Raw genomic sequence first — 19,804 nt, 5'->3', positions numbered from 1 at the left:
CTACTCTTTTTCAGGTACCTCATGGACGCACACCGTACCCGGCAGGGCATTATTTTTGCCTTTATTGCCTATCTGATCTGGGGGATCGCTCCGGCGTACTTCAAGCTCATCAGACAGGTGCCTGCTGACGAAATTCTGACTCACCGGGTGATCTGGTCATTCTTCTTTATGTTAGTGCTGCTCTCCGTCAGCCGCAGCTGGGGCGACGTCCGGCGGGTACTGGCACAACCGAAGAAAGTCGGGATGTTACTGATTACTGCCCTGCTTGTCGGTGGGAACTGGCTGATTTTCATCTGGGCCATTAACCATGACCACATTCTCGAAGCCAGCCTCGGCTACTTTATCAATCCGCTGGTGAATGTGGTGCTGGGGATGCTGTTTTTGCGGGAAAGGTTCCGCAGTTTGCAATGGTTTGCCGTGGCGCTGGCGTTTGCCGGAGTACTGGTACAGGTGTGGTTATTTGGCTCCGTGCCAATTATCGCGATCGGGCTGTCGCTGACTTTCGCGTTCTACGGTCTGCTGCGTAAAAAAATCGGTGTGGATTCGCAAACCGGTATGCTGATTGAAACGCTGTGGCTGCTGCCGGTTGCGGGAGTTTATCTGTTCTTTATCGCCAACAGCCCGACCAGCAATCTGGCCGCTAATCCGTGGTCGCTGGACTTAATGCTGATGGCCGCCGGGATCATTACCACGATTCCGCTGCTGTTCTTCACCGCCGCCGCAGCGCGCCTGAAGCTTTCAACGCTGGGCTTTTTCCAGTATCTCGGCCCGACGCTGATGTTCCTGCTGGCGGTGGTGTTCTACGGCGAGACCGTTCACCCTTCCCAGCTGATTACGTTCGGCTTTATCTGGGTCGGGCTGCTGTTCTTTATCGGCGATGCACTTTACACGCAAGGCCGCCTAAGACGAGGAAGAAGCGGGCACAGCGCTGCGTGATATAAAACGCGCCATCGCGGGACCGGTAGCCAGAATGGTGATCAGACGCAACGTCTGCATCGCCATCACAAAGCCCAAATCCGCATGACTTCCCGCCGCAATAATCGCGACGGTGTCCAGCCCTCCGGGGCTGGTCGCCAGATACGCCGTGAGCATATCCACATGCAGTAATTTCGTCAGCACCCACGCCATTCCCCCGCAAATCAGCATCAGGCCGATAATCGACGCAATCATCTGCGGCAACGTACGCAGCGCCAGCTTGAAGATGGGCCGGGTGAACCGCAGGCCAACGCTCCAGCCAATCAGCGTGTACGCCATCGCCAGCAGCCATTCGGGCACTTCTAAAGTGACAGTGCCGGTGGAATGCAGCACCGCGCCGACGACGGCCGGAAGCAGCAGCGCGCCGGAAGGAATGCGCAAACGCGGACCGAGCCAGACACCGGCCAGCGCCAGAAAAACGGTGGCAAAGAAACGCCACGTCAGCGGCGGAAACCACACAATTGCAGCGGCAAGCGACGCGCCGTCGCCCATCGCCATACGGGCGACAAATGCGGCAGCGGTCGCAACAAACAACACGCGCAGATACTGCATAAATGCCACCAGACGAACGTCTGCACCAAAATCACCGGCCATCGCGACCATTGCGCTGGCACCGCCGGGTGACGAACCCCATGCACCGGTTGGGCCGGGTAACTGGCTGAACCGCACCAGCAGCCAGCCGGAAAGCCCGCTGGCCAGCAGCGTCGCCACCAGCACCATCAGCACCAGCGGCCAGTCATTCAGAAGCGGAGGCAAAATGGATGGCGAAAGGCTTTGCGCAATCATGCAGCCCAGCACGCCCTGCGAGATTTTGAAGAACAACGGGTGAATGCGCACACTGGCGCCCAGCAACCCCATCAGCACGCCGACAATCATCGGCCCGAGCAACAACGCAGCCGGGACATGGAATGCTTGAAATATAATACCGAGAATCAGCGAGGAAACGACGAGGATTATCCACTGGCCCGCCGGAGCCATCCTTTCCATCAACATGGCAGTTGGTCTGTTTTTAAGAGAGTTCAGCGCTCTTTATTAACATATTTCAAACAGGAGAGGGAACCGCAAAGACATAACAAAGACGGAATCCCCCGCCGCGGCAAGGCGCAAGAGGGGGAAATTTTGTCTGGCCGGTTACAGCCAGTTTTTACGTTTGAAGTACAGATAAGGTGCCAGGCCGGCGAGGATCATCAGCGCAATAGCGCCCGGATACCCGAATGACCATTTCAGTTCAGGCATGAATTCGAAGTTCATCCCGTAGCTGGAGGCCACCAGCGTTGGCGGCAGGAATACCACGGAAACCACCGAGAAAATCTTGATGATGCGGTTCTGTTCGATGTTGATAAAGCCCATCGCCGCCTGCATCAGGAAGTTTACTTTCTGGAACAGGGATTCATTGTGCGGCAGCAGGGATTCGATATCGCGTAATACTTCGCGCGCCTGCTCCAGCTGACCTGCCGGTAAACGGGCTTTACGCACCAGAAAGTTCAGTGCGCGCTGGGTATCCATCAGACACAACCGGACTTTCCAGCCGATATCTTCCAGCTCCGCCAGCGTGGAAAGCGCAGCGTCATATTCGTCGCCCTGATGCCCTTCCATAATCACGCGGCTGAGTTTTTCCAAATCGCTGTAGATGTTTTCAATTTCATCCGCCAGCTGTTCGATTTTGGTTTCGAACAAATCCAGCAGCAGTTCGTACGCATTCCCATCGACCAGTTTCTGGTTTCTGGCGCGCATACGGTAGAGTCGAAACGCCGGTAATTCGCGCTCGCGCAGGGTATAAAGACGCCCTTCGCGCACGGTAAAGGCGACGGTGCTGTTGCCCGCGTGATCTTCAGCGTCTTCGTAATAGAAAAAGGAGTGAATGTGCAGACCGTCTTCGTCTTCAAAGAAACGTGCGGAGGCTTCGATGTCGTCCAGTTCAGGACGCGTCGCCAGGCTTTGCCCTAATTCACATTGAACGCGTTCGCGCTCCTGTTCGTCAGGTTCAACCAAATCCACCCACAATGAGGTTTTGAGATCGTCTGACTCGTCCAGCTCTAAACGGGATAAGCGGCTGTTTTCTAATTTAAAAGCACTCAGCATGTGCCCGTTCTCCCAATAAATACGGAAAGTGGACAACGCGTTGAAGCACAGAAAATCACGAGGTGAGAGATGTCACCGGCGTAATTCAGACCAAATTCAGATCTGACTCACAGCGACAAAACGGGGGTCGCTGACAACCACTAAGGCCATCAGCAAAGAGGAGGGCCTTAGAAGTGGTACCTAATGAACAGGTTATTGAGCCAGTATCTACTGGGTGTGTCCAAGGCGCAGTTCCTCATTGATAATAGTGCGCGCATGTTACGCCGGGAATAAAAAGACTGTCAACCGCCAGTAAATCGATTCTGGCAACATTTATGCATAAATTTCAGGCATTGTTAGCAACGTTTCCCGGCTTATGTGCAGCCGTTTTTTTGGCTACACTCAGAGACCTGATTTCCCCACACTTTTCAGATGACCCTAATGATTAAGCAGATTAACCAAGACACGCTGTGCGACCTGATCACCAGGGCGGCTCACTCGCCAAGACTGCGTCAGAACCTGAATATGCATCCGGCACCGGAAGACGACGTTCAGCGTCTGGCGATCGCCATGGAGCCGGGCACTTACGTGCGTATTCACCGCCATCCGCACACCTGGGAAATGCTGACCGCCCTGCGCGGACGTTTTCTGGTGCTGATTTATGATGCCAGCGGAAAAGTGACCGACCGTCTGTGGCTCGGCGCAGAAACCCGTCTGCTGGAAATCCCGGCCAATACCTGGCACAGCGTGTTATCCCTCGACGAAGGCGGCGTGATTTTTGAAGTGAAACACGGCGCTTATCAGCCGGTACAGGAACACGATTATCTGCCGGGCACCCCGCCGGAAGGCGAAGAAGGCGTAAAAGAAACGCTGGAATGGTATGCGAAAGCAGAAGTGGGTGAGGTTTTCGCCCTTTAATACGCCGTTGTGCAAGCGTCAGCGGCGCAGCGAGGTTGAGTCCGGCCAGAGCGGAGACACCGGAATGGACACGTAGTCCATGAGGATGTCGAGCACTGCCCGGGCTCAAGATCGCAAGTAAGCTAGCTTGCGGCCTCTAACCTGGCGTAAGCGGCGACGAGCCACTTAATCCCCTCACCCGGGAATGCGACCTGCAGGCGACTGTGTTCGCCGCTGCCTTCCATGTTGACGATAGTGCCTTCGCCAAATTTAGGGTGTGTCACGCGCTGGCCGAGTTTGAAGCCGGTATCGCTGACGCTGGTTGGCGTGCCGACGCTGCGGTTACTCATCGGGCGCGATACATTGGCACGCATTCTGACTTCTTCGACACAATCTTCCGGTAATTCTCCGACAAATCGTGACGGACGATGGGAGACTTCTTTGCCGTATAAGCGGCGGGTTTCGGCGTAGGTCAGGGTGAGTTTTTGCATGGCGCGGGTGACACCCACGTACGCCAGACGGCGTTCTTCTTCCAGACGCCCGCCTTCTTCCAGTGACATCTGGCTCGGGAACATGCCCTCTTCCATGCCGACGATAAACACCTGCGGGAACTCCAGGCCTTTCGCCGAGTGCAACGTCATCAGTTGCGTGGCGTCCTGATTGGCATCCGCCTGCCCTTCGCCTGCCTCGAGCGCGGCGTGCGACAGGAATGCCTGCAACGGCATCAGATCTTCGTCTTCATCCTGATAGCTGAACTGACGCGTCGCCGTCACCAGTTCCTCTAAGTTTTCGATACGCGCCTGACCTTTTTCGCCTTTTTCCTGCTCATACATGATGAACAGGCCGGAATCTTTGATAACACGGTCAGTCTGCACGTGCAGCGGCATGTCTGATGTTTCATGCGCCAGTGCGTCCACCAGTTCGGTGAAACGCTGCAGGGCAGATGCCGCACGACCTGCCAGCACTTTTTCCTGTAACAAGGCACGCGTGGCCTGCCACATGGTCAGCTGGCGGTCACGGGCAGTCTGGCGCACCACATCCAGCGTACGGTCGCCGATACCGCGCGTCGGGGTGTTCACCACGCGCTCAAACGCCGCATCATCATTACGGTTGGACATCAGACGCAGATACGCCAGCGCATCTTTGATTTCCTGACGGTCAAAGAACCGCTGCCCGCCGTAAATGCGGTATGGCATCGCCATCTGCAGTAATGCTTCTTCCAGCACACGCGACTGGGCGTTGCTGCGGTAAAGAATGGCGCAATCTTTCAGCGCACCGCCGTTGTCCTGCCAGGTTTTTATACGGTTAACCACAAAGCGCGATTCATCCAGTTCATTGAATGCGCAATACAGTGAAATCGGTTCGCCCTCGCCGTCTTCGGTCCACAGGTTTTTCCCCATACGGCCGTTATTATTTTCAATCAGCGAGTTGGCGGCTTTCAGAATGGTGCTGGTCGAGCGGTAATTCTGCTCCAGACGGATGGTTTCCGCATTCGGGAAATCTTTCAGGAAGCGCTGGATGTTTTCGACCTGCGCGCCGCGCCAGCCGTAGATCGACTGGTCATCGTCGCCGACGATCATCACGTTATTGTTGTCGCCCGCCAGCAGACGGATCCACGCATACTGGATGCTGTTGGTGTCCTGGAATTCGTCCACCATCAGATTGGTAAAGCGTTCGCGGTAATGCTGCAAAATATGCGGCTTGTTCAGCCAGAGTTCGTGGGCGCGCAGTAATAACTCGGCGAAATCCACCAGCCCGGCGCGGTCACAGGCTTCCTGATAGGCCTGATAAATTCGTAACCAGGTTGCCTCGACAGGATTGTTATATGTTTCAACGTGCTGCGGGCGCAACCCTTCGTCTTTTTTGCCGTTGATGTACCACATCGCCTGTCGCGGTGGCCATTGTTTCTCATCAATGTTCAGGGCTTTTATCAGGCGCTTGATCAAACGCATCTGGTCGTCGCTGTCGAGGATCTGGAAATCCTGCGGCAGTTTGGCGTCCAGGTGATGCGCGCGCAGCAATCGGTGCGCGAGGCCGTGGAAGGTACCAATCCACATGCCGCCCTGACTGGTGCCAATCAGCTGGTCGATACGGTGGCGCATTTCTGCTGCCGCTTTGTTAGTGAAGGTGACCGCCATAATGGAATACGGCGAGCACTTTTCTACCGCCAGCAGCCACGCGATGCGGTGAACCAGCACGCGGGTTTTGCCACTGCCTGCCCCGGCCAGCACCAACAGATTGCTGCGCGGCGCGGCCACGGCTTCACGTTGTTTTTCATTCAGGCTGTCGAGCAGGTCAGAAACGTCCATAGGCACCGTTTGTCAGGATGAGAAAAGCACTCACCAGATGAATGCTTTTCTACTGTGAATTTATACAGAGTAATTTATGAAGGGATTATAGCAATGCTGTCAGCGATGCCAACTGCGAAATCTCAATATGCGGCAACAGACGGGCATCCTTAATGTGCATCAGGTCGCCTTTACGCAGATTAATCCAGCACGATTGCATGCCGCAACGGACGGAACCCGCGACGTCTGTCGTCAGGTCATCGCCGACATGAAGGATGTTTTCCAGCGGAATATCCAGCTTCATCGACGCCTTTTTATACATGTCGGCGTAAGGTTTCGCCCGGCCATGATCCCCTGCGCGCAGGGTAAACTGAAAATATTGCGCCAGACCACAGGCGTGCGGATCGGCATTGCCATTGGTGATCGCCACTAAAGGCCAGCGTTCAGCCAGTGCGGCCAGCGCATCGTGGTTTTCTTCCGGTACATAAATACGGCTGCGCCACAGGGCGAAGGTTTCCATGGCGGCTTTCGTACCCTGTTTTGCATCGTTTTCACCGAGACCCGCGCGGGTCATGGCCAGATGCACTGCCTGACGACGCCACTCAGTAACGTCGTGATAAATCTCTGCGTCCTCTGCCAGCAATTCTGCACGCATCAGGCGGATGGTATCCGGTGCCATGTCGGCCAGTGCCGGATGAAAACCCTGAATCGATTTCAGCGTTTCAGAATCGGTACGACGGATAACATCGTAATTGTCATACAGCGTGTCGTCTAAATCGAAGGTGATCGCTTCAATGCGTTTCAGCGGACGATAGAACTTCATCATGATTTTCCTCGTTTTGCGCGGGGATGCGCGGCGTCGTAAACCGTCGCCAGATGTTGAAAGTCCAGATGGGTGTAGATTTGCGTAGTAGACAAATTCGCGTGGCCCAAAAGTTCCTGTACCGCGCGTAAATCTCCGCTGGATTCCAGCACATGCGTGGCAAACGAGTGACGCAGTTTATGCGGATGAATATGGCTGTTCACGCCCTGTTTCACGCCCCACTCCGCGAAGCGTTTTTGTACGTTGCGGGCGGAAATCCGGTTGCCCTGGCTCGACAGAAACATCGCGTCGTCCTTCGGGCCAAACAGCGCACGTCTTTCCAGCCAGTGCTCCAGCCAGGTCACCGCCGTTCGACCGATGGGCACTTTGCGCTCTTTGCTGCCTTTCCCCAGAACACGCACCTCGCCTGAAGCCATATCAATATGCTTGCAGTCGATGCCCACGAGTTCGGATAAACGTAACCCGCCGCCGTACATCACTTCCAGCATCGCGCGGTCACGCACGGAAAGCGGATCGTCGAGGTCGATTTCCAGCAGTTTATTCACCTCATCGACGTCGAGATTTTTCGGCAGATGTTTTGGAGAATGCGGGGTGGAAATCCCTTTGGCAGGATTAGCGCTTAACACGCCCTGACGCACCAGCCAGTCGAGAAAGCTGCGCAGTGAAGACATGCGCAGCGCCAGACTGGATGCGCCAAGACCGGCGCGTTTACTGCGGGCCAGCAACATACGCACTTTCGGCGCATCAAGCTGTTGCCAGTGAGCAATGCCAATCTCGCCAGCGATCACGATCAGGGCGTCTAACTGACGGCTGTAATTGGTAGTCGTTAACGGACTGAGCTGACGTTCGACGTGCAAATAACGCAGAAACGCCTCGACTGCGGGATACAGAGGCGATTCGGTGTGGCTCATACCCGTTCGATCCAACGTTCCAGCAGGCCAGGCAGCATTTTAGCCAACTGATCGAGTAAGACGGTGCCCATTCCCGGCTGATAGTGTTGCGGGTCGCGGCTGCTGAAAATCAGCACGCCCAGTTCGCCTTGTTCACCCATCAGGGAAAGCGCGACAGAACCCACGGCTTTGGCCTGCGGCAATAACAGTAACAGTTCGGGACCGTTCAGGCCGCCAAGATAGTGGGGTGTTTCGCCCAGACGCTGAATGCGCATGGATTCAAATGCGCTGCGACTCACCGCCAGATGGGTGAAATCAGAAGGCGCACCGATACGCCAGCCTTCGCTGAACAGGCGCACATTGGCGCCCGCCAGTCCAAGACTGCGCGCCCAGCGCTGCAGGCGGTTCAACATATCCTGCAAACTGCTGGCCGCCGCGAGCGTGGCCTGTAGTTCAATCATCCGCCCGAACAGCGATTCATTGATCGACGCCTGCTCCATCAGCAAGGTAATTTCTTCTTCCAGCTGCGCAATCTGATGACGCTGACGTCCGAGCTGCCACTCCACCAGCGAAGTGCTGCCTTTTACCGGGTGCGGAACGTGCATCTGTTCAACGCTGCGGGCATTGCGGATAAAGAAATCCGGGTTTTGCAGCAGATATTGCATGACGCTGTCGTCGTCAAGCGCAATCACCGGTTCAATCTGGTCATCAAGATTGTTCATAGATGAATAAATCCGTCGTAAACATGAGTGGCAGGTCCGGTCATATACAGCGGATGACCCGGCCCTTTCCAGTGAATATCGAGGCTGCCTCCCGGCAGTTCCACCTGAACTTCTTCTGCAAGTAAACCTTGCTGAATTCCTATGGCAACCGCCGCACAGGCACCGCTTCCGCATGCCTGTGTTTCTCCCGCTCCGCGCTCATATACGCGAAGTTTGACGTTTTCCGGGCTGACAATCTGCATGAACCCGACGTTCACGCGCTCAGGAAAACGCTCGTGGCTTTCAAGCACCGGGCCGAGGATTTCGACTTCTGCCGTCAGAACATCCTCAACCTGCAATACGCAATGCGGGTTTCCCATCGACACGACGCCGCAAAATACTGTGCGCTCTTCTGCACGCAGAATATAGGTCTTTTCCGGTTTTGCTGCACGGAAAGGAACCTGCTGCGGTTCGAAAACCGGCTCGCCCATATTGACCTGAACGTCTTCATCTTCCGTGACAGTCAGCGTCATACGGCCAGTCTGCGTACTGACGCGAATGTCGCGTTTGTTGGTCAGACCTTTGATGCGCACGAAGCGGGCAAAACAGCGCGCACCGTTACCACATTGCGCCACTTCGCTGCCATCCGCGTTGAAAATACGGTAATGGAAGTCTAATTCGGGATCGTAAGGAGGCTCTACCACCAGCAGCTGGTCAAAACCCACACCACGGTGACGATCGGACAATCGACGGATCAACTCAGGAGAGAAATAGACATTTTGAGTGACGGCGTCAACGACCATAAAATCGTTGCCCAGGCCGTGCATTTTGGAGAACTGCATAACTGACTCCGTTTACCGCTGGTCAAATCCAGTCGCGATGATCCCTTCATGATACGAACCGGCACACAGCCGCCGGCACGCCGACACAAAGTGCTGATTAATCTCTGGAGTTCGTCGTGAGATCTTCGGGTGATACACCTTTCTGCTGCGAAGAACCGTCGTTAGCAGTACCCGGTACATTGCTGGTTTTTTGCTTTGTGGCTTTTTCCGGTGGTGGGAAATAAAGCGGCCCTTTCAGCCCGCAACCGGAGAGAGCAAATAGTATCGTCGCGGCCAGAGACCAGCGTAAAACGTTTTTCATTTTATGAATGCCTGTAATTCATGCGACCAAGCTCTCTATCATCGCAGGTGGATCATGAAAAGCAACAGGAATCGATAAAACCCGCGGGCACATTTTTGGGATTTAAAGGGAAAGAAAGCCGGATATTCTGCCGCGTGTCCGCCAGAGGAACACTTTTTCTAATGCAGCTGGAATTGCTGTTTCAGGCGGGAGGGTTCCGCGTCGCTTTCCGGGATAACGGCGCAGGTCGCAGATAACGCGTTACTGCGAAATGGGATCACCTGGATACGGTCATCAAGCGTCACAATCTGGTAGAACTGAGGCAGGTTGAAGTTAATGAAACTAGAGCCATAGGTGAAGCGGTCATGTGAGGAAGAGTAGAAGCGGCTGACGTCGCGCACCAGATCTTCTTTGCTGCCTTCGCAGTGGTGATACACCTCGACGCGGTTTGACTCATCAAGAATATAGATGTTAAAGCCGATATCGTCAGCGCTGTCTTCGAAGAAGAACTGGATGATACCTTCGCTCGCATAGCCGTCAATAACCGCGGGCAGATGCGCCTGATCGGTCTGCAATTTCACCGACAAACCGTGCAGTTTGTTATTGGAAATGGCTCCGTAAAACTCGACGGCGTTTTCCAGTTTCTGCACGGAAACGCTCAGACGCTCGAAGAACAGTCCCCAGGTCTGCCCGGAAACGCGTACCGCTTTGAAACGGCCAGGTTCCAGACGTTTGCTGGACAGGCGCAGCTCAATGCATTCCGATACCAGTTGCTGAATGCGCGTGCGGATAAGCCCGCGCAAATGCTGGCTGTAGCAGAACACTTCCACCGATTCCGGCGGCGCGGCGTCCTGATGCATTTTACCCAGAATGGTTTTCAGCGCTTCCAGCACCGCCTGCTCGCCGCTGAAATGCAGCGTACGCACTTCATTCCACGAGTTGCGGTAAAGCAAATCAATGCTGCCAACCATGCATTCCTGATTCTGACCGAAGCTGAAAACATCCAGCTTACGGAAATCAAAATGCACGACCTGATTGCGGAATGCGGCAGTCGGATCGTGTTCTAAGTTAACGATAATCGCCAGATGGCGGATTTCGCACGGGCTGTACAACGCTTTTGGCGTCGGTGCCGGTAAACGCAGCGGGAAACTGTGGGACACATCGGCCACCAGTTCGCGCAGTTTAGCGATGTCACACAGGCTGCCACTTTTAATGTGCAGGCGCGTGGTCGATGTCAGCAGGCCGTTGAAATACGCCCATGCCACCAGTTTATTCAGGTAACGGTTATATTCCAGCGGCTGATGGCTGACGATAGACTCCATCGACGGCGACTGGTTATACAGGTACCAGCCGGTGCGGTTCGCACGGCCAATCGGCACATGAATAAAGGTTAAATCGTTTTCGGACAAATCAGGTGAAATCTGTGGATTCACCAGCGTGACTTTACCCGGCAGCGCTTCGAATGCGGCGTACAACTTACGGGTCAGCACGCCGATATCCTGCGGGCTGGCGCTGACGCTTAAATTGTTGCGACGGGCAAAGCGAATCAGGTTGCGATAGCTTTGCATCATGGCATCAAGCAGTTCGTTATGCGCTTCGCGCACGCGCTCGATTTTCCAGTTCGCCCGGTTGTCCAGGATCGCCAGACGCTCTTCATCCCAACCCCATTCTCCCACCAGCTGGCTGAGAATTTCGCGACGCCATCCCACCGACGCACGGGCGCGGGACAGCTTTTCGCAGACTTTTAAATAGAAACAGCGGCGGACTAAATCAAGGCGGGTGAAATCTTCAATCTGGGTGAGGTAACGGGTCACCCGGTCGAGCATCATACAATATGAATCAAGACCGAAGCATACGATTTCACCCTGATGCAGACGTTGTTTGATATCCATCGCCAGCAATTGTGTTTTCGGGTATTCCCACGAATAGGTTTCCAGCAGCAGCGTTTTCAGCACCGCTTTGTACGGCGAATCAATACTTTTATAGAGCTGCCAGAGGCTCGCGCCAAAATACTCTTCTGCCGAAAGCGTACTGAGGCCACCGAGATCGAGCCATTCATTAGGCGTCAGCGCGCCCTGTGCATAAAGAGAAAGAACATATTCATCGTAATGCCCTTCCTCTTCGCCCGGCACCATATTCCAGAGAATACGTTTACCGGCCAGACGGACTGCCGTCCGGTAGAATTCGTCGAGCAATAAAATGTGCTGCGTGGAACCACAGTCCTCACCGCCCAGACTGCCGCTTTCATTGTGGCGGAAGCGGTTTTCATCAATCAGGAAGAAACTGACTTCCACGCCCAGCGACGCCGCCCATTTCTCTAACAGGCTGCATTTTTGCTGTAAGCGGTTGCGCTCTTCGTTATCAAGCCAGGACTGGTGGCATACCCAGATATCGAGATCTGAGCTTTGGCTCTGACCAATGGAGGAGGTGCTCCCCATCGAATACACGCCAGTAATCGGCAATTCGCCTTTCGCCAGAGGTTCGAGCGCGCTTCCCCATTTATCTTCGAGGTCATTTAAATAGGTATTTTGGGATTCATCAGGCGTGAAAACGCAGATACCGTGCGGAACCTTACCTTCAAGGTATCCCGGCATCAGAGGGTGATGTTGATGTAGAAAGACGGGAAGCAGCTGGTAGACCTGTTGAAACGCAGGGCCCATTGCTGCCAGTGCACGATCGACTCGTAACTGGTTGATCGCATCCAATCTTTGCTTCAATGTCTCGATGTAGAGGTACAAGACGTTTCGCCTGATTATACAGTGTCTGGAAATAACCCCGTTCCAAATCCGTCATTTATCGTGATGCTTATGCTTTGAACAACCGCGATTGTGCAAATAGTTGACGAATAATTGCTGGAAACGTGATCAATTTAACACCTTGCTGATTGACCGTAAAGAAAGTAACGCACCACAATTACTCTTCCGCTTCTCTGGATTTTACTGCCTGTTCCTGAATGGAACAAATGACCTCCATCATCGTTAACCCTCTTTTACGAATGCCTTCTTACGCTGACAGCTTTCTATTGTCAGTGGTAGGATGGTCGCAGAGACAGTTAAACGGTAACAAACATGTTAGACAAAATCATTCGAATTGCCACCCGGCAGAGCCCTCTGGCTTTGTGGCAGGCACAATATGTTCAAACCCGGCTGATGGCCTGTCACCCCGGTTTACAGGTGGAACTGGTCCCAATGGTCACGAAGGGAGATATCATTTTAGATACTCCTCTGGCCAAAGTGGGCGGCAAGGGTTTGTTCGTTAAAGAGCTTGAACTGGCCATGCTGGATGGACGCGCAGATATCGCCGTACATTCCATGAAAGATGTGCCGGTTGAATTCCCCGAAGGTCTCGGCCTGGTCACTATTTGCGAACGCGAAGATCCGCGCGATGCTTTCGTCTCCAATCATTACGCCAGCCTGGCTGACTTGCCGCACGGTAGCATCGTTGGAACGTCCAGCCTGCGCCGTCAGTGTCAGCTGCGTCAGAAACGTCCTGACTTGCAGATCCGCGATTTGCGCGGGAACGTCGGCACACGTTTATCCAAACTCGATAACGGCGAATACGATGCCATTATTCTGGCCGTTGCCGGGCTGAAACGTCTGGGTCTGGAAGACCGTATCCGCACAGCCCTGACGCCGGAAGAATGTCTGCCCGCTGTCGGACAAGGCGCTGTCGGTATCGAATGCCGCCTTGATGACCAGATCACCCGCGATCTACTCGCGCCTCTGGCGCACCGCGAAACCACGCTGCGCGTGGAGGCCGAACGCGCCATGAATATGCGCCTTGAAGGCGGATGTCAGGTGCCTATCGGCAGTTACGCCGAGCTGGAAGGTAATGAACTCTGGCTCCGTGCGCTGGTTGGCGCACCGGACGGCAGTCAGATGGTGTGTGGCGAACGTCGCGGCCCTTCAGAAAATGCCGAAAGCATGGGTGTTGATCTGGCCGAAGAGTTGCTGGCCAACGGTGCCCGTGAAATTCTGCATGAGGTCTATCAGGGAAACGCCCCGAAATGACCATTCTGGTCACCCGCCCCTCTCCGGGAGGAGAAGCACTGGTCAGCCGGTTGCGCACTTTAGGCCGGGTGGCCTGCCATTCCCCGCTGATTGAATTTGCACCGGGGAACCAGCTCGCAATGTTGCCGAACCTGCTATCCTCATTAAATCAGCAGGATCTGGTGTTTGTACTCTCACAACATGCCGTGAATTACGCCGATCGCGCATTACGTCAGGCCGCGGTTCGCTGGCCGGAGAGCCTCAATTATTACGCGATTGGCCGAACCACCGGCCTGCTTTTTCACCGGGTCAGCAGCTTGCCTGTACTTTATCCGCAGGACGGTGAAACCAGCGAAATGCTGCTCAAGCTTCCGACGCTGCGCCGCCTCGAAGGCAAAAAAGCGCTGATACTGCGCGGCAACGGCGGGCGTGAACTCCTGGCGGAAACACTGACTGAACGGGGCGTCGACGTTACGTACTGCGAGTGCTATCAGCGCAGCCCGATTCATTACGATGCCAGCGAGCAAAGCGCCCAATGGCAACGCGCCGGAATTGACACGCTGGTGGTAACCAGCGGAGAAATGCTGCAACAGCTGTACCAGTTAGTTCCTGATTACTACCGAAACTCATGGTTACTGCGCTGTAATCTGGTGGTGGTCAGCGAACGTTTGGCAACCCTTGCCCGCCAGCTAGGCTGGAGCGCCATTCGGGTTGCCGATAATGCAGATAATGATGCGCTGATCCGCGCATTACAACTACCTGACTAAGGGATGTGCCAAAATGACGGAACAAAAAAATCCTTCCGCTGCGGATGATGAAGTGATGATCTCCAGCGCGGTTGAGAGCCCCCAGCCAGACGCCTCCGGCCGCGACCAGGAGCTGAAATCGTTGCGAAGAAAGCAGCGTACCGCGCCGGTGTTAGGCGCTATCGCAATTATTTTAGTGATTGCGCTTGGCGGGGGCCTTTATTACCACGGCCATCAGCAATCGCTGGCTCAGGCGGCTTCCAACGAAGCGCTTTCTGAACAACTCGATGCCCTGCAAAAAACCCAGCAACAGGATAAACAGCAAATTGCTGCCCTGCTCGCTCAGCAGGACAAAACCCGGCAGGACGCCGAGCGTCAGCAGGCATCATTCGGCCGTCAGCTGAACGAATTGCAGGACAAAGTGGCCAGTATTTCCGGCAGCGATGCCAAAACCTGGTTACTGGCGCAAGCCGACTATCTGGTGAAACTGGCGGGCCGTAAACTCTGGAGCGATCAGGATGTCACGACTGCCGCTGCGCTGCTGAAAAGTGCTGATGCAAGCCTGGCTGATATGAACGATCCCAGCCTCATCGAGGTTCGCCGTGCGCTGAACGAAGACGTCGGCAGTTTGTCCGCTGTAGCTCAGGTCGATTTCGACGGCATCATTCTGAAACTGAATCAGCTGTCGAATCAGGTGGATAACCTGCGTCTGGCAGACAATGACACCGACGATTCCCCGATGGACAGCGACAGTTCCAGTTTGTCCGGCTCACTGGCCGAATGGCGTCAGAATCTGACCAAAAGCTGGCACAACTTTATGGATGACTTCATCACCATCCGCCGTCGTGATACCAGCGCAGAACCGCTGCTGGCGCCAAATCAGGATGTGTATCTGCGGGAAAATATCCGCTCGCGCCTGCTGATTGCTGCGCAAGCCGTCCCGCGCCATCAGGATGAAGTCTACAAACAGTCGCTGGAAAGCGTATCCACCTGGGTTCGCGCCTACTTTGATACGTCAGATCCGTCGACCAAAGCTTTCCTGGAAGAGCTGGACAACCTCAGCCAGCAATCCGTTTCGATGGATGTGCCGGATGAGCTGAAAAGCCAGCCGATGCTGGAAAAACTGATGCAGACCCGCGTGCGTAACCTGCTTCAGCAGCCCGCCGCCGCAACACAGGGGGAATAACGCATGTTACGAGTTTTCGTGCTGTTCCTGATTGTGTTTGCCGGGATCATCGTCGGCCCGATACTGGCCGGCCATCAGGGCTACGTTCTGATTCAGACGGACAATTACAACATTGAAACCAGCGTCACCGGTCTGGTCATCATGCTGGTCGTCCTGATTCTGGTGCTGTTTTTCATCGAGTGGATCCTTCGCCGCGTTTTGCGCACTGGCGCACGAACACGCGGCTGGTTTGCCGGGCGTAAAAGCTCAAAAGCACGCAAGCAGACCAAAGCCGCCATGCTGAAACTGGCGGAAGGCGATCATCGTCAGATGGAGAAATTGCTGGCCCGCAATGCCGATCACGCCGATCAGCCGGTGGTGAATTACCTGCTTGCCGCTGAAGCAGCGCAACAGCGTGGTGATGATATCCGCACGAATCAGTATCTTGAACGTGCGGCAGAAATTGCCGATACCGACCAGATGCCGGTGGATATCACCCGTGTCCGCATCCAGCTGGCGCAAGGTGAAATCCATGCTGCGCGCCATGGCGTTGACCGGTTGCTTGGGCAGTCGCCGCGCCATCCGGAAATTTTACGTCTGGCGGAACAGGCTTATCTCCGCACCGGCGCTTACGGTTCGCTGCTGGAAATTTTGCCTTCGATGGCGAAAGCGGAAATTCATACCGACGACGAACTGCGTGTTCTTCAGGAACAAGCGTATATCGGCATGATGAACCAGCTGATGGCAGAAGAAGGCAGCGACGGCCTTAAGCGCTGGTGGAAAGATCAGAGCCGCAAGACCCGTCATGAAGTGGCGTTGCAGATCGCGATGGCGAAACATCTGATTGAATGCAACGATCAGGATCTGGCGCAGGAAGTGATTCTCGACGGCCTCAAACGCCAGTATGACGACCGTCTGGTCGCGCTGATGCCTAAACTGCGTTCCGGTAATCCGGAGCAACTGGAAAAAACGCTGTATCAACTGATTAAACAAAACGGTCCGTCGCCGCTGCTGAGCAGCACGCTGGGACAGTTGCTGATGAAGCATGGCGAATGGCTGAAAGCGAGCGAGGCTTTCCGTGAAGCGCTGAAGCAGCGTCCTGATGCTTACGATTACGCGTGGCTGGCTGATGCACTGGATAAACTGCATAAACCGGCTGAAGCGGCTGAGATGCGCCGTGAAGGGCTGATGCTGACGCTCAATAACGATCAGCAACGTTAATCAGAACAGGACTTCACATTATGCAAAAGGCTCCTTTGGGAGCCTTTTTTACGCCTGGTGCAAACCGCACATAAAAAAACACCTGCAATATAAGCAGGTGTATAAAAACAATCAGGTCCAGGACAACAGATGAGTGCCTCACTCAACGTTTTGCCTTCTGGTTGATAACGCATCAGCGTTATCGGTCAGGATGACAATAGGCACTATAAATTGGCTCTGCATCATTCCCAGGTTTATGAAGCCGGAGCAAACATAATGGGTGGAATGAGCATCTACGGCAGGAATAATGCAGGAGGCGTGCCAGTATGGCAAGCGTCTGTTAAAAATTTCCTATTACACTGATAAATAATAGCTTTATTTTAATTTAACACTAACACCCAATTTCTGTGTTGTCAGAAAACGGGCACCAGACTGCGATTCTGTCGCCAGTGAACGACGTATGAGTGTCAGCTTATATGAAGCTTTACTTATCAATAAGATAAGTGTCTCCTGTAAGAGACAGGCATACAGAGAAATGTCGCGGATAAACAACAAGCTGAGTTGAAATACTACAGACGAAAAAAAACCTGCTTTAAAAAGCAGGTCTTTCAAATGTGGTCGGCGAGAGAGGATTACGCGCATCTTCGATGCTTGCCCTGCGGGCCGTTGCTAAAGCAACGTGGTCTCGCTTCGCTCGGCTCAAACCTCCTTCGGAGGTTCTCATCCTCTTTTACTACAGACGAAAAAAAACCTGCTTTAAAAAGCAGGTTTTTCAAATGTGGTCGGCGAGAGAGGATTCGAACCTCCGACCCACTGGTCCCAAACCAGTTGCGCTACCAAGCTGCGCTACTCGCCGATGTCGTGCATCTTACTATTATATGATGCTAACCGCATCATTTAAAATGAATTTTGTGTGTGGTGCGAAGGGAGGGACTCGAACCCTCACATCCGAAGGACACTAACACCTGAAGCTAGCGCGTCTACCAATTCCGCCACCATCGCATGTCACAATCACAAAATCATTTTTAGAGTGGGGTGGCTAATGGGGCTCGAACCCACGACAACTGGAATCACAATCCAGGGCTCTACCAACTGAGCTATAGCCACCATATCTCTAACTAACGTGAAATGTTTAACTCAACAATTCACCGCAACTCTAGCGCAAACTAATGGTGCGCCCGACAGGATTCGAACCTGAGACCTCTGCCTCCGGAGGGCAGCGCTCTATCCAGCTGAGCTACGGGCGCTTAGCGCCGTTGCGGGTGGGGATACTACGGTTTTAACGCCAAGCTGTCTAGTGCTTTTTATCAGAAATATTGCGTTTGATTACGCTTTATCCAATCCGCATTAAAAGTAAGCGCCTTCCCTTCCCCACCCATGACTTACAGCGTTATTTTGCCTTTTCCGCCGTCAGCGCGGCACGCTTATGCATGCCCAGGCCGAAGTATATCAGTGACACCGCCGCGATGAAAATACCGCCAACCAGCAGAGAAACCCGTGTATCCGGGTTAATTGCCATACCCACCAGCACGCACGCCAGGAAAATCAGCGTCAGATAGTTGGTATAAGGGAACAGCACGGATTTGAACGGATGATTTTTCAGTTTCTCTTTATGTGCGTCGCGAAAACGCAGCTGGCTAATCAGCACAACAAACCACGGTACCATGCCCGGCAGCACGCTGGCGCTGTAGACATAAACGAACACTTTCTCCGGATTCGGTATCACATAGTTCAGGCATGAACCCACCAGCAGACATAAAATCGTAATCGTGATGCCATAAACCGGGACGCCGCTTTTTGAAACCCGGCTCAGAAACGAAGGCAACTGGCGGTTCTTTGACAAGGCGTAAAGCATACGTCCGCAGCTGTACATGCCGCTGTTACAGCCCGACAGCGCCGCCGTCAGTACTACAAAGTTGATGATACCAGCCGCAGAGGCAATACCAATTTTCGCGAAGGTTAAAACGAACGGGCTGCCGTGCGTGCCCATTTCGTTCCACGGGAAAATCGTGATGATGACGAAAATCGCGCCTACATAGAAAATCAGGATACGCCACAGGATATTATTGATAGCGCGTTTGAGCGTCACCTGCGGGTTCTTCGCTTCACCGGCAGTAATCCCCACCAGCTCAACGCCCTGATACGACGCCACGACGATACACAGCGCGAAGAGGAACCCTTTCCAGCCACCGGCAAAAAAGCCGCCGTGCGCCGTCAGATTGGCAAATCCCACCGGTTCGCCATGATTACCAAAACCGAAGAAAATGACCGCCAGCCCGACCACAATCATCACAATGATGGTGGTGATTTTGATCAACGCAAACCAGAACTCCATTTCGCCATAAAGCTTCACGGCGGCGAGATTCGCCGACGCCACAATCGCCACGGCTATCAGCGCCGGGATCCACTGCGGCAGTTCGGGGAACCAGTATTGCGCGTAGACGCCGATCGCGGTGATTTCAGAAATCCCCACCGCTATCCACATAAACCAGTAGCTCCACGCCGTCAGATAGCCGTAGTACGGACCGAGATATTTATGGGCGTAGACCGCAAACGAACCGGCGACCGGCTCCAGATGCAGCATTTCGCCCATCGAGCGCATGATAAAGAAGACGAACACACCGGCCAGAATGTACGCCAGTAACACTGACGGCCCGGCCCATTTCAGGGTGCTTGCCGCGCCCATAAATAATCCGACACCGATGGTGCCACCCAGTGCAATCAGCTCAATGTGCCTCGCTTCCAGCCCCCGGTGTAGTCCACCCTTTTCTTCTTTATTCTCCATAGATCCTCAATTTCTCTCTCATTGTGTTTGCCTTCCGGAATGACCGGAATGTTATTTTTATAGTGATGATGCCCGTATGGGGCGGAAAAACGGCGTTATGTTTCCGTATTTCCCGACGAGTTGCAAACGCCTATTGAGAAAGATAAGCACTGATATGAAAAG

The 19,804-nt window shown here is 54.1% G+C and carries 16 protein-coding genes, 4 tRNA genes and 1 other RNA gene; 6 read left to right on the top strand and 15 right to left on the bottom strand.

Annotated elements, in window-relative coordinates; translation table 11 throughout:
• Window positions 1–21 precede the first annotated feature (21 nt).
• Window positions 22–936 carry an EamA family transporter RarD gene (gene rarD / locus J1782_RS15970; RefSeq protein WP_165061900.1) on the top strand — a complete coding sequence of 305 codons (915 nt, stop codon included), beginning with the start codon at window positions 22–24 and terminating at the stop codon, window positions 934–936.
• Here the strand turns inward: rarD and J1782_RS15965 are convergent.
• Both J1782_RS15965 and corA read right to left on the bottom strand, forming a co-directional pair.
• The gene (locus tag J1782_RS15965) at window positions 901–1,968 is read right to left on the bottom strand and encodes an AbrB family transcriptional regulator (protein WP_371819789.1); all 1,068 of its coding nucleotides are present in this window, start codon (window positions 1,966–1,968) and stop codon (window positions 901–903) included. The two genes, rarD and J1782_RS15965, sit on opposite strands and share 36 nt — an antisense overlap.
• A gap of 138 nt (window positions 1,969–2,106) precedes the next feature.
• The gene (gene corA, locus J1782_RS15960) at window positions 2,107–3,057 is read right to left on the bottom strand and encodes a magnesium/cobalt transporter CorA (RefSeq protein WP_104924058.1); all 951 of its coding nucleotides are present in this window, start codon (window positions 3,055–3,057) and stop codon (window positions 2,107–2,109) included.
• 420 nt (window positions 3,058–3,477) lie between these two features.
• Between corA and J1782_RS15955 the strand changes: the two genes are divergently transcribed.
• Complete coding sequence (locus tag J1782_RS15955) at window positions 3,478–3,954, top strand: WbuC family cupin fold metalloprotein (protein WP_165061903.1); 477 nt, start codon at window positions 3,478–3,480, stop codon at window positions 3,952–3,954.
• 122 nt (window positions 3,955–4,076) lie between these two features.
• Here the strand turns inward: J1782_RS15955 and uvrD are convergent, their stop codons facing one another.
• The 7 genes from uvrD to J1782_RS15920 all read right to left on the bottom strand — a co-directional run bounded on the left by uvrD (window position 4,077) and on the right by J1782_RS15920 (window position 12,495).
• Entirely contained in the window at window positions 4,077–6,242 is a 2,166-nt protein-coding gene (gene uvrD / locus J1782_RS15950; protein ID WP_208951473.1) for a DNA helicase II, read from the bottom strand.
• An 85-nt stretch (window positions 6,243–6,327) separates the two neighbouring features.
• Window positions 6,328–7,044, bottom strand: coding sequence for a 5-amino-6-(5-phospho-D-ribitylamino)uracil phosphatase YigB (gene yigB, locus J1782_RS15945; RefSeq protein WP_217153516.1), 717 nt, complete (start codon window positions 7,042–7,044; stop codon window positions 6,328–6,330).
• Window positions 7,044–7,955, bottom strand: a complete 912-nt coding sequence (gene xerC, locus J1782_RS15940; RefSeq protein WP_152324776.1) for a tyrosine recombinase XerC — start codon at window positions 7,953–7,955, stop codon at window positions 7,044–7,046. Before xerC ends, yigB begins: the two co-directional genes overlap by 1 nt.
• Window positions 7,952–8,656 (bottom strand): DUF484 domain-containing protein, encoded by a 705-nt coding sequence (locus tag J1782_RS15935; protein WP_101079448.1) that lies wholly within the window; start codon window positions 8,654–8,656, stop codon window positions 7,952–7,954. The genes xerC and J1782_RS15935 overlap by 4 nt, the downstream gene beginning before the upstream one ends.
• Complete coding sequence (gene dapF, locus J1782_RS15930) at window positions 8,653–9,477, bottom strand: diaminopimelate epimerase (protein WP_217153497.1); 825 nt, start codon at window positions 9,475–9,477, stop codon at window positions 8,653–8,655. Before dapF ends, J1782_RS15935 begins: the two co-directional genes overlap by 4 nt.
• A gap of 97 nt (window positions 9,478–9,574) precedes the next feature.
• Window positions 9,575–9,778 carry a lipoprotein gene (locus J1782_RS15925; protein WP_152324774.1) on the bottom strand — a complete coding sequence of 68 codons (204 nt, stop codon included), beginning with the start codon at window positions 9,776–9,778 and terminating at the stop codon, window positions 9,575–9,577.
• A 158-nt stretch (window positions 9,779–9,936) separates the two neighbouring features.
• On the bottom strand, window positions 9,937–12,495 hold the full coding sequence (locus J1782_RS15920; protein WP_152324773.1) for a class I adenylate cyclase: 2,559 nt from the start codon (window positions 12,493–12,495) through the stop codon (window positions 9,937–9,939).
• Between the two features lie 330 nt (window positions 12,496–12,825).
• Here J1782_RS15920 and hemC point away from each other — a divergent pair, with 330 nt between their 5' ends.
• The 4 genes from hemC to hemY are packed head-to-tail and all read left to right on the top strand — an operon-like array spanning window position 12,826 to window position 16,878.
• The gene (gene hemC / locus J1782_RS15915; protein ID WP_165061914.1) at window positions 12,826–13,767 is read left to right on the top strand and encodes a hydroxymethylbilane synthase; all 942 of its coding nucleotides are present in this window, start codon (window positions 12,826–12,828) and stop codon (window positions 13,765–13,767) included.
• Window positions 13,764–14,513, top strand: coding sequence for a uroporphyrinogen-III synthase (gene hemD, locus J1782_RS15910; RefSeq protein WP_217153496.1), 750 nt, complete (start codon window positions 13,764–13,766; stop codon window positions 14,511–14,513). Before hemC ends, hemD begins: the two co-directional genes overlap by 4 nt.
• Window positions 14,514–14,526: 13 nt before the next feature.
• Window positions 14,527–15,678, top strand: a complete 1,152-nt coding sequence (gene hemX, locus J1782_RS15905) for a uroporphyrinogen-III C-methyltransferase (protein ID WP_217153495.1) — start codon at window positions 14,527–14,529, stop codon at window positions 15,676–15,678.
• Window positions 15,679–15,681: 3 nt separating this feature from the next.
• A complete protein-coding gene (hemY, locus tag J1782_RS15900; protein ID WP_152324769.1) occupies window positions 15,682–16,878 on the top strand; it encodes a protoheme IX biogenesis protein HemY in 1,197 nt (398 codons plus the stop codon).
• 594 nt (window positions 16,879–17,472) lie between these two features.
• On the opposite strand, the gene J1782_RS15895 is transcribed toward hemY, so the two are convergent.
• From J1782_RS15895 to J1782_RS15870, 6 genes are all read right to left on the bottom strand, one after another.
• A non-coding RNA gene (locus J1782_RS15895) (RtT sRNA) lies at window positions 17,473–17,602 on the bottom strand.
• Window positions 17,603–17,636: 34 nt separating this feature from the next.
• A tRNA-Pro gene (locus tag J1782_RS15890) sits at window positions 17,637–17,713 on the bottom strand.
• A gap of 60 nt (window positions 17,714–17,773) precedes the next feature.
• Window positions 17,774–17,859, bottom strand: a tRNA-Leu gene (locus J1782_RS15885).
• Window positions 17,860–17,888: 29 nt separating this feature from the next.
• A tRNA-His gene (locus J1782_RS15880) sits at window positions 17,889–17,964 on the bottom strand.
• A 63-nt stretch (window positions 17,965–18,027) separates the two neighbouring features.
• Window positions 18,028–18,104: transfer RNA gene (locus J1782_RS15875), tRNA-Arg, on the bottom strand.
• Window positions 18,105–18,247: 143 nt separating this feature from the next.
• Window positions 18,248–19,642 carry an amino acid permease gene (locus tag J1782_RS15870; protein ID WP_217153494.1) on the bottom strand — a complete coding sequence of 465 codons (1,395 nt, stop codon included), beginning with the start codon at window positions 19,640–19,642 and terminating at the stop codon, window positions 18,248–18,250.
• Between the last annotated feature and the right edge of the window lie 162 nt (window positions 19,643–19,804).

The sequence above is a fragment of the Rahnella sp. BCC 1045 genome (assembly GCF_019049615.1).
GTDB classification, from domain to species: Bacteria; Pseudomonadota; Gammaproteobacteria; order Enterobacterales; family Enterobacteriaceae; genus Rahnella; species Rahnella contaminans.
The sequence above is the reverse complement of the archived record's forward strand: the minus strand, read 5'-3'. Positions and strand labels throughout refer to the sequence as shown.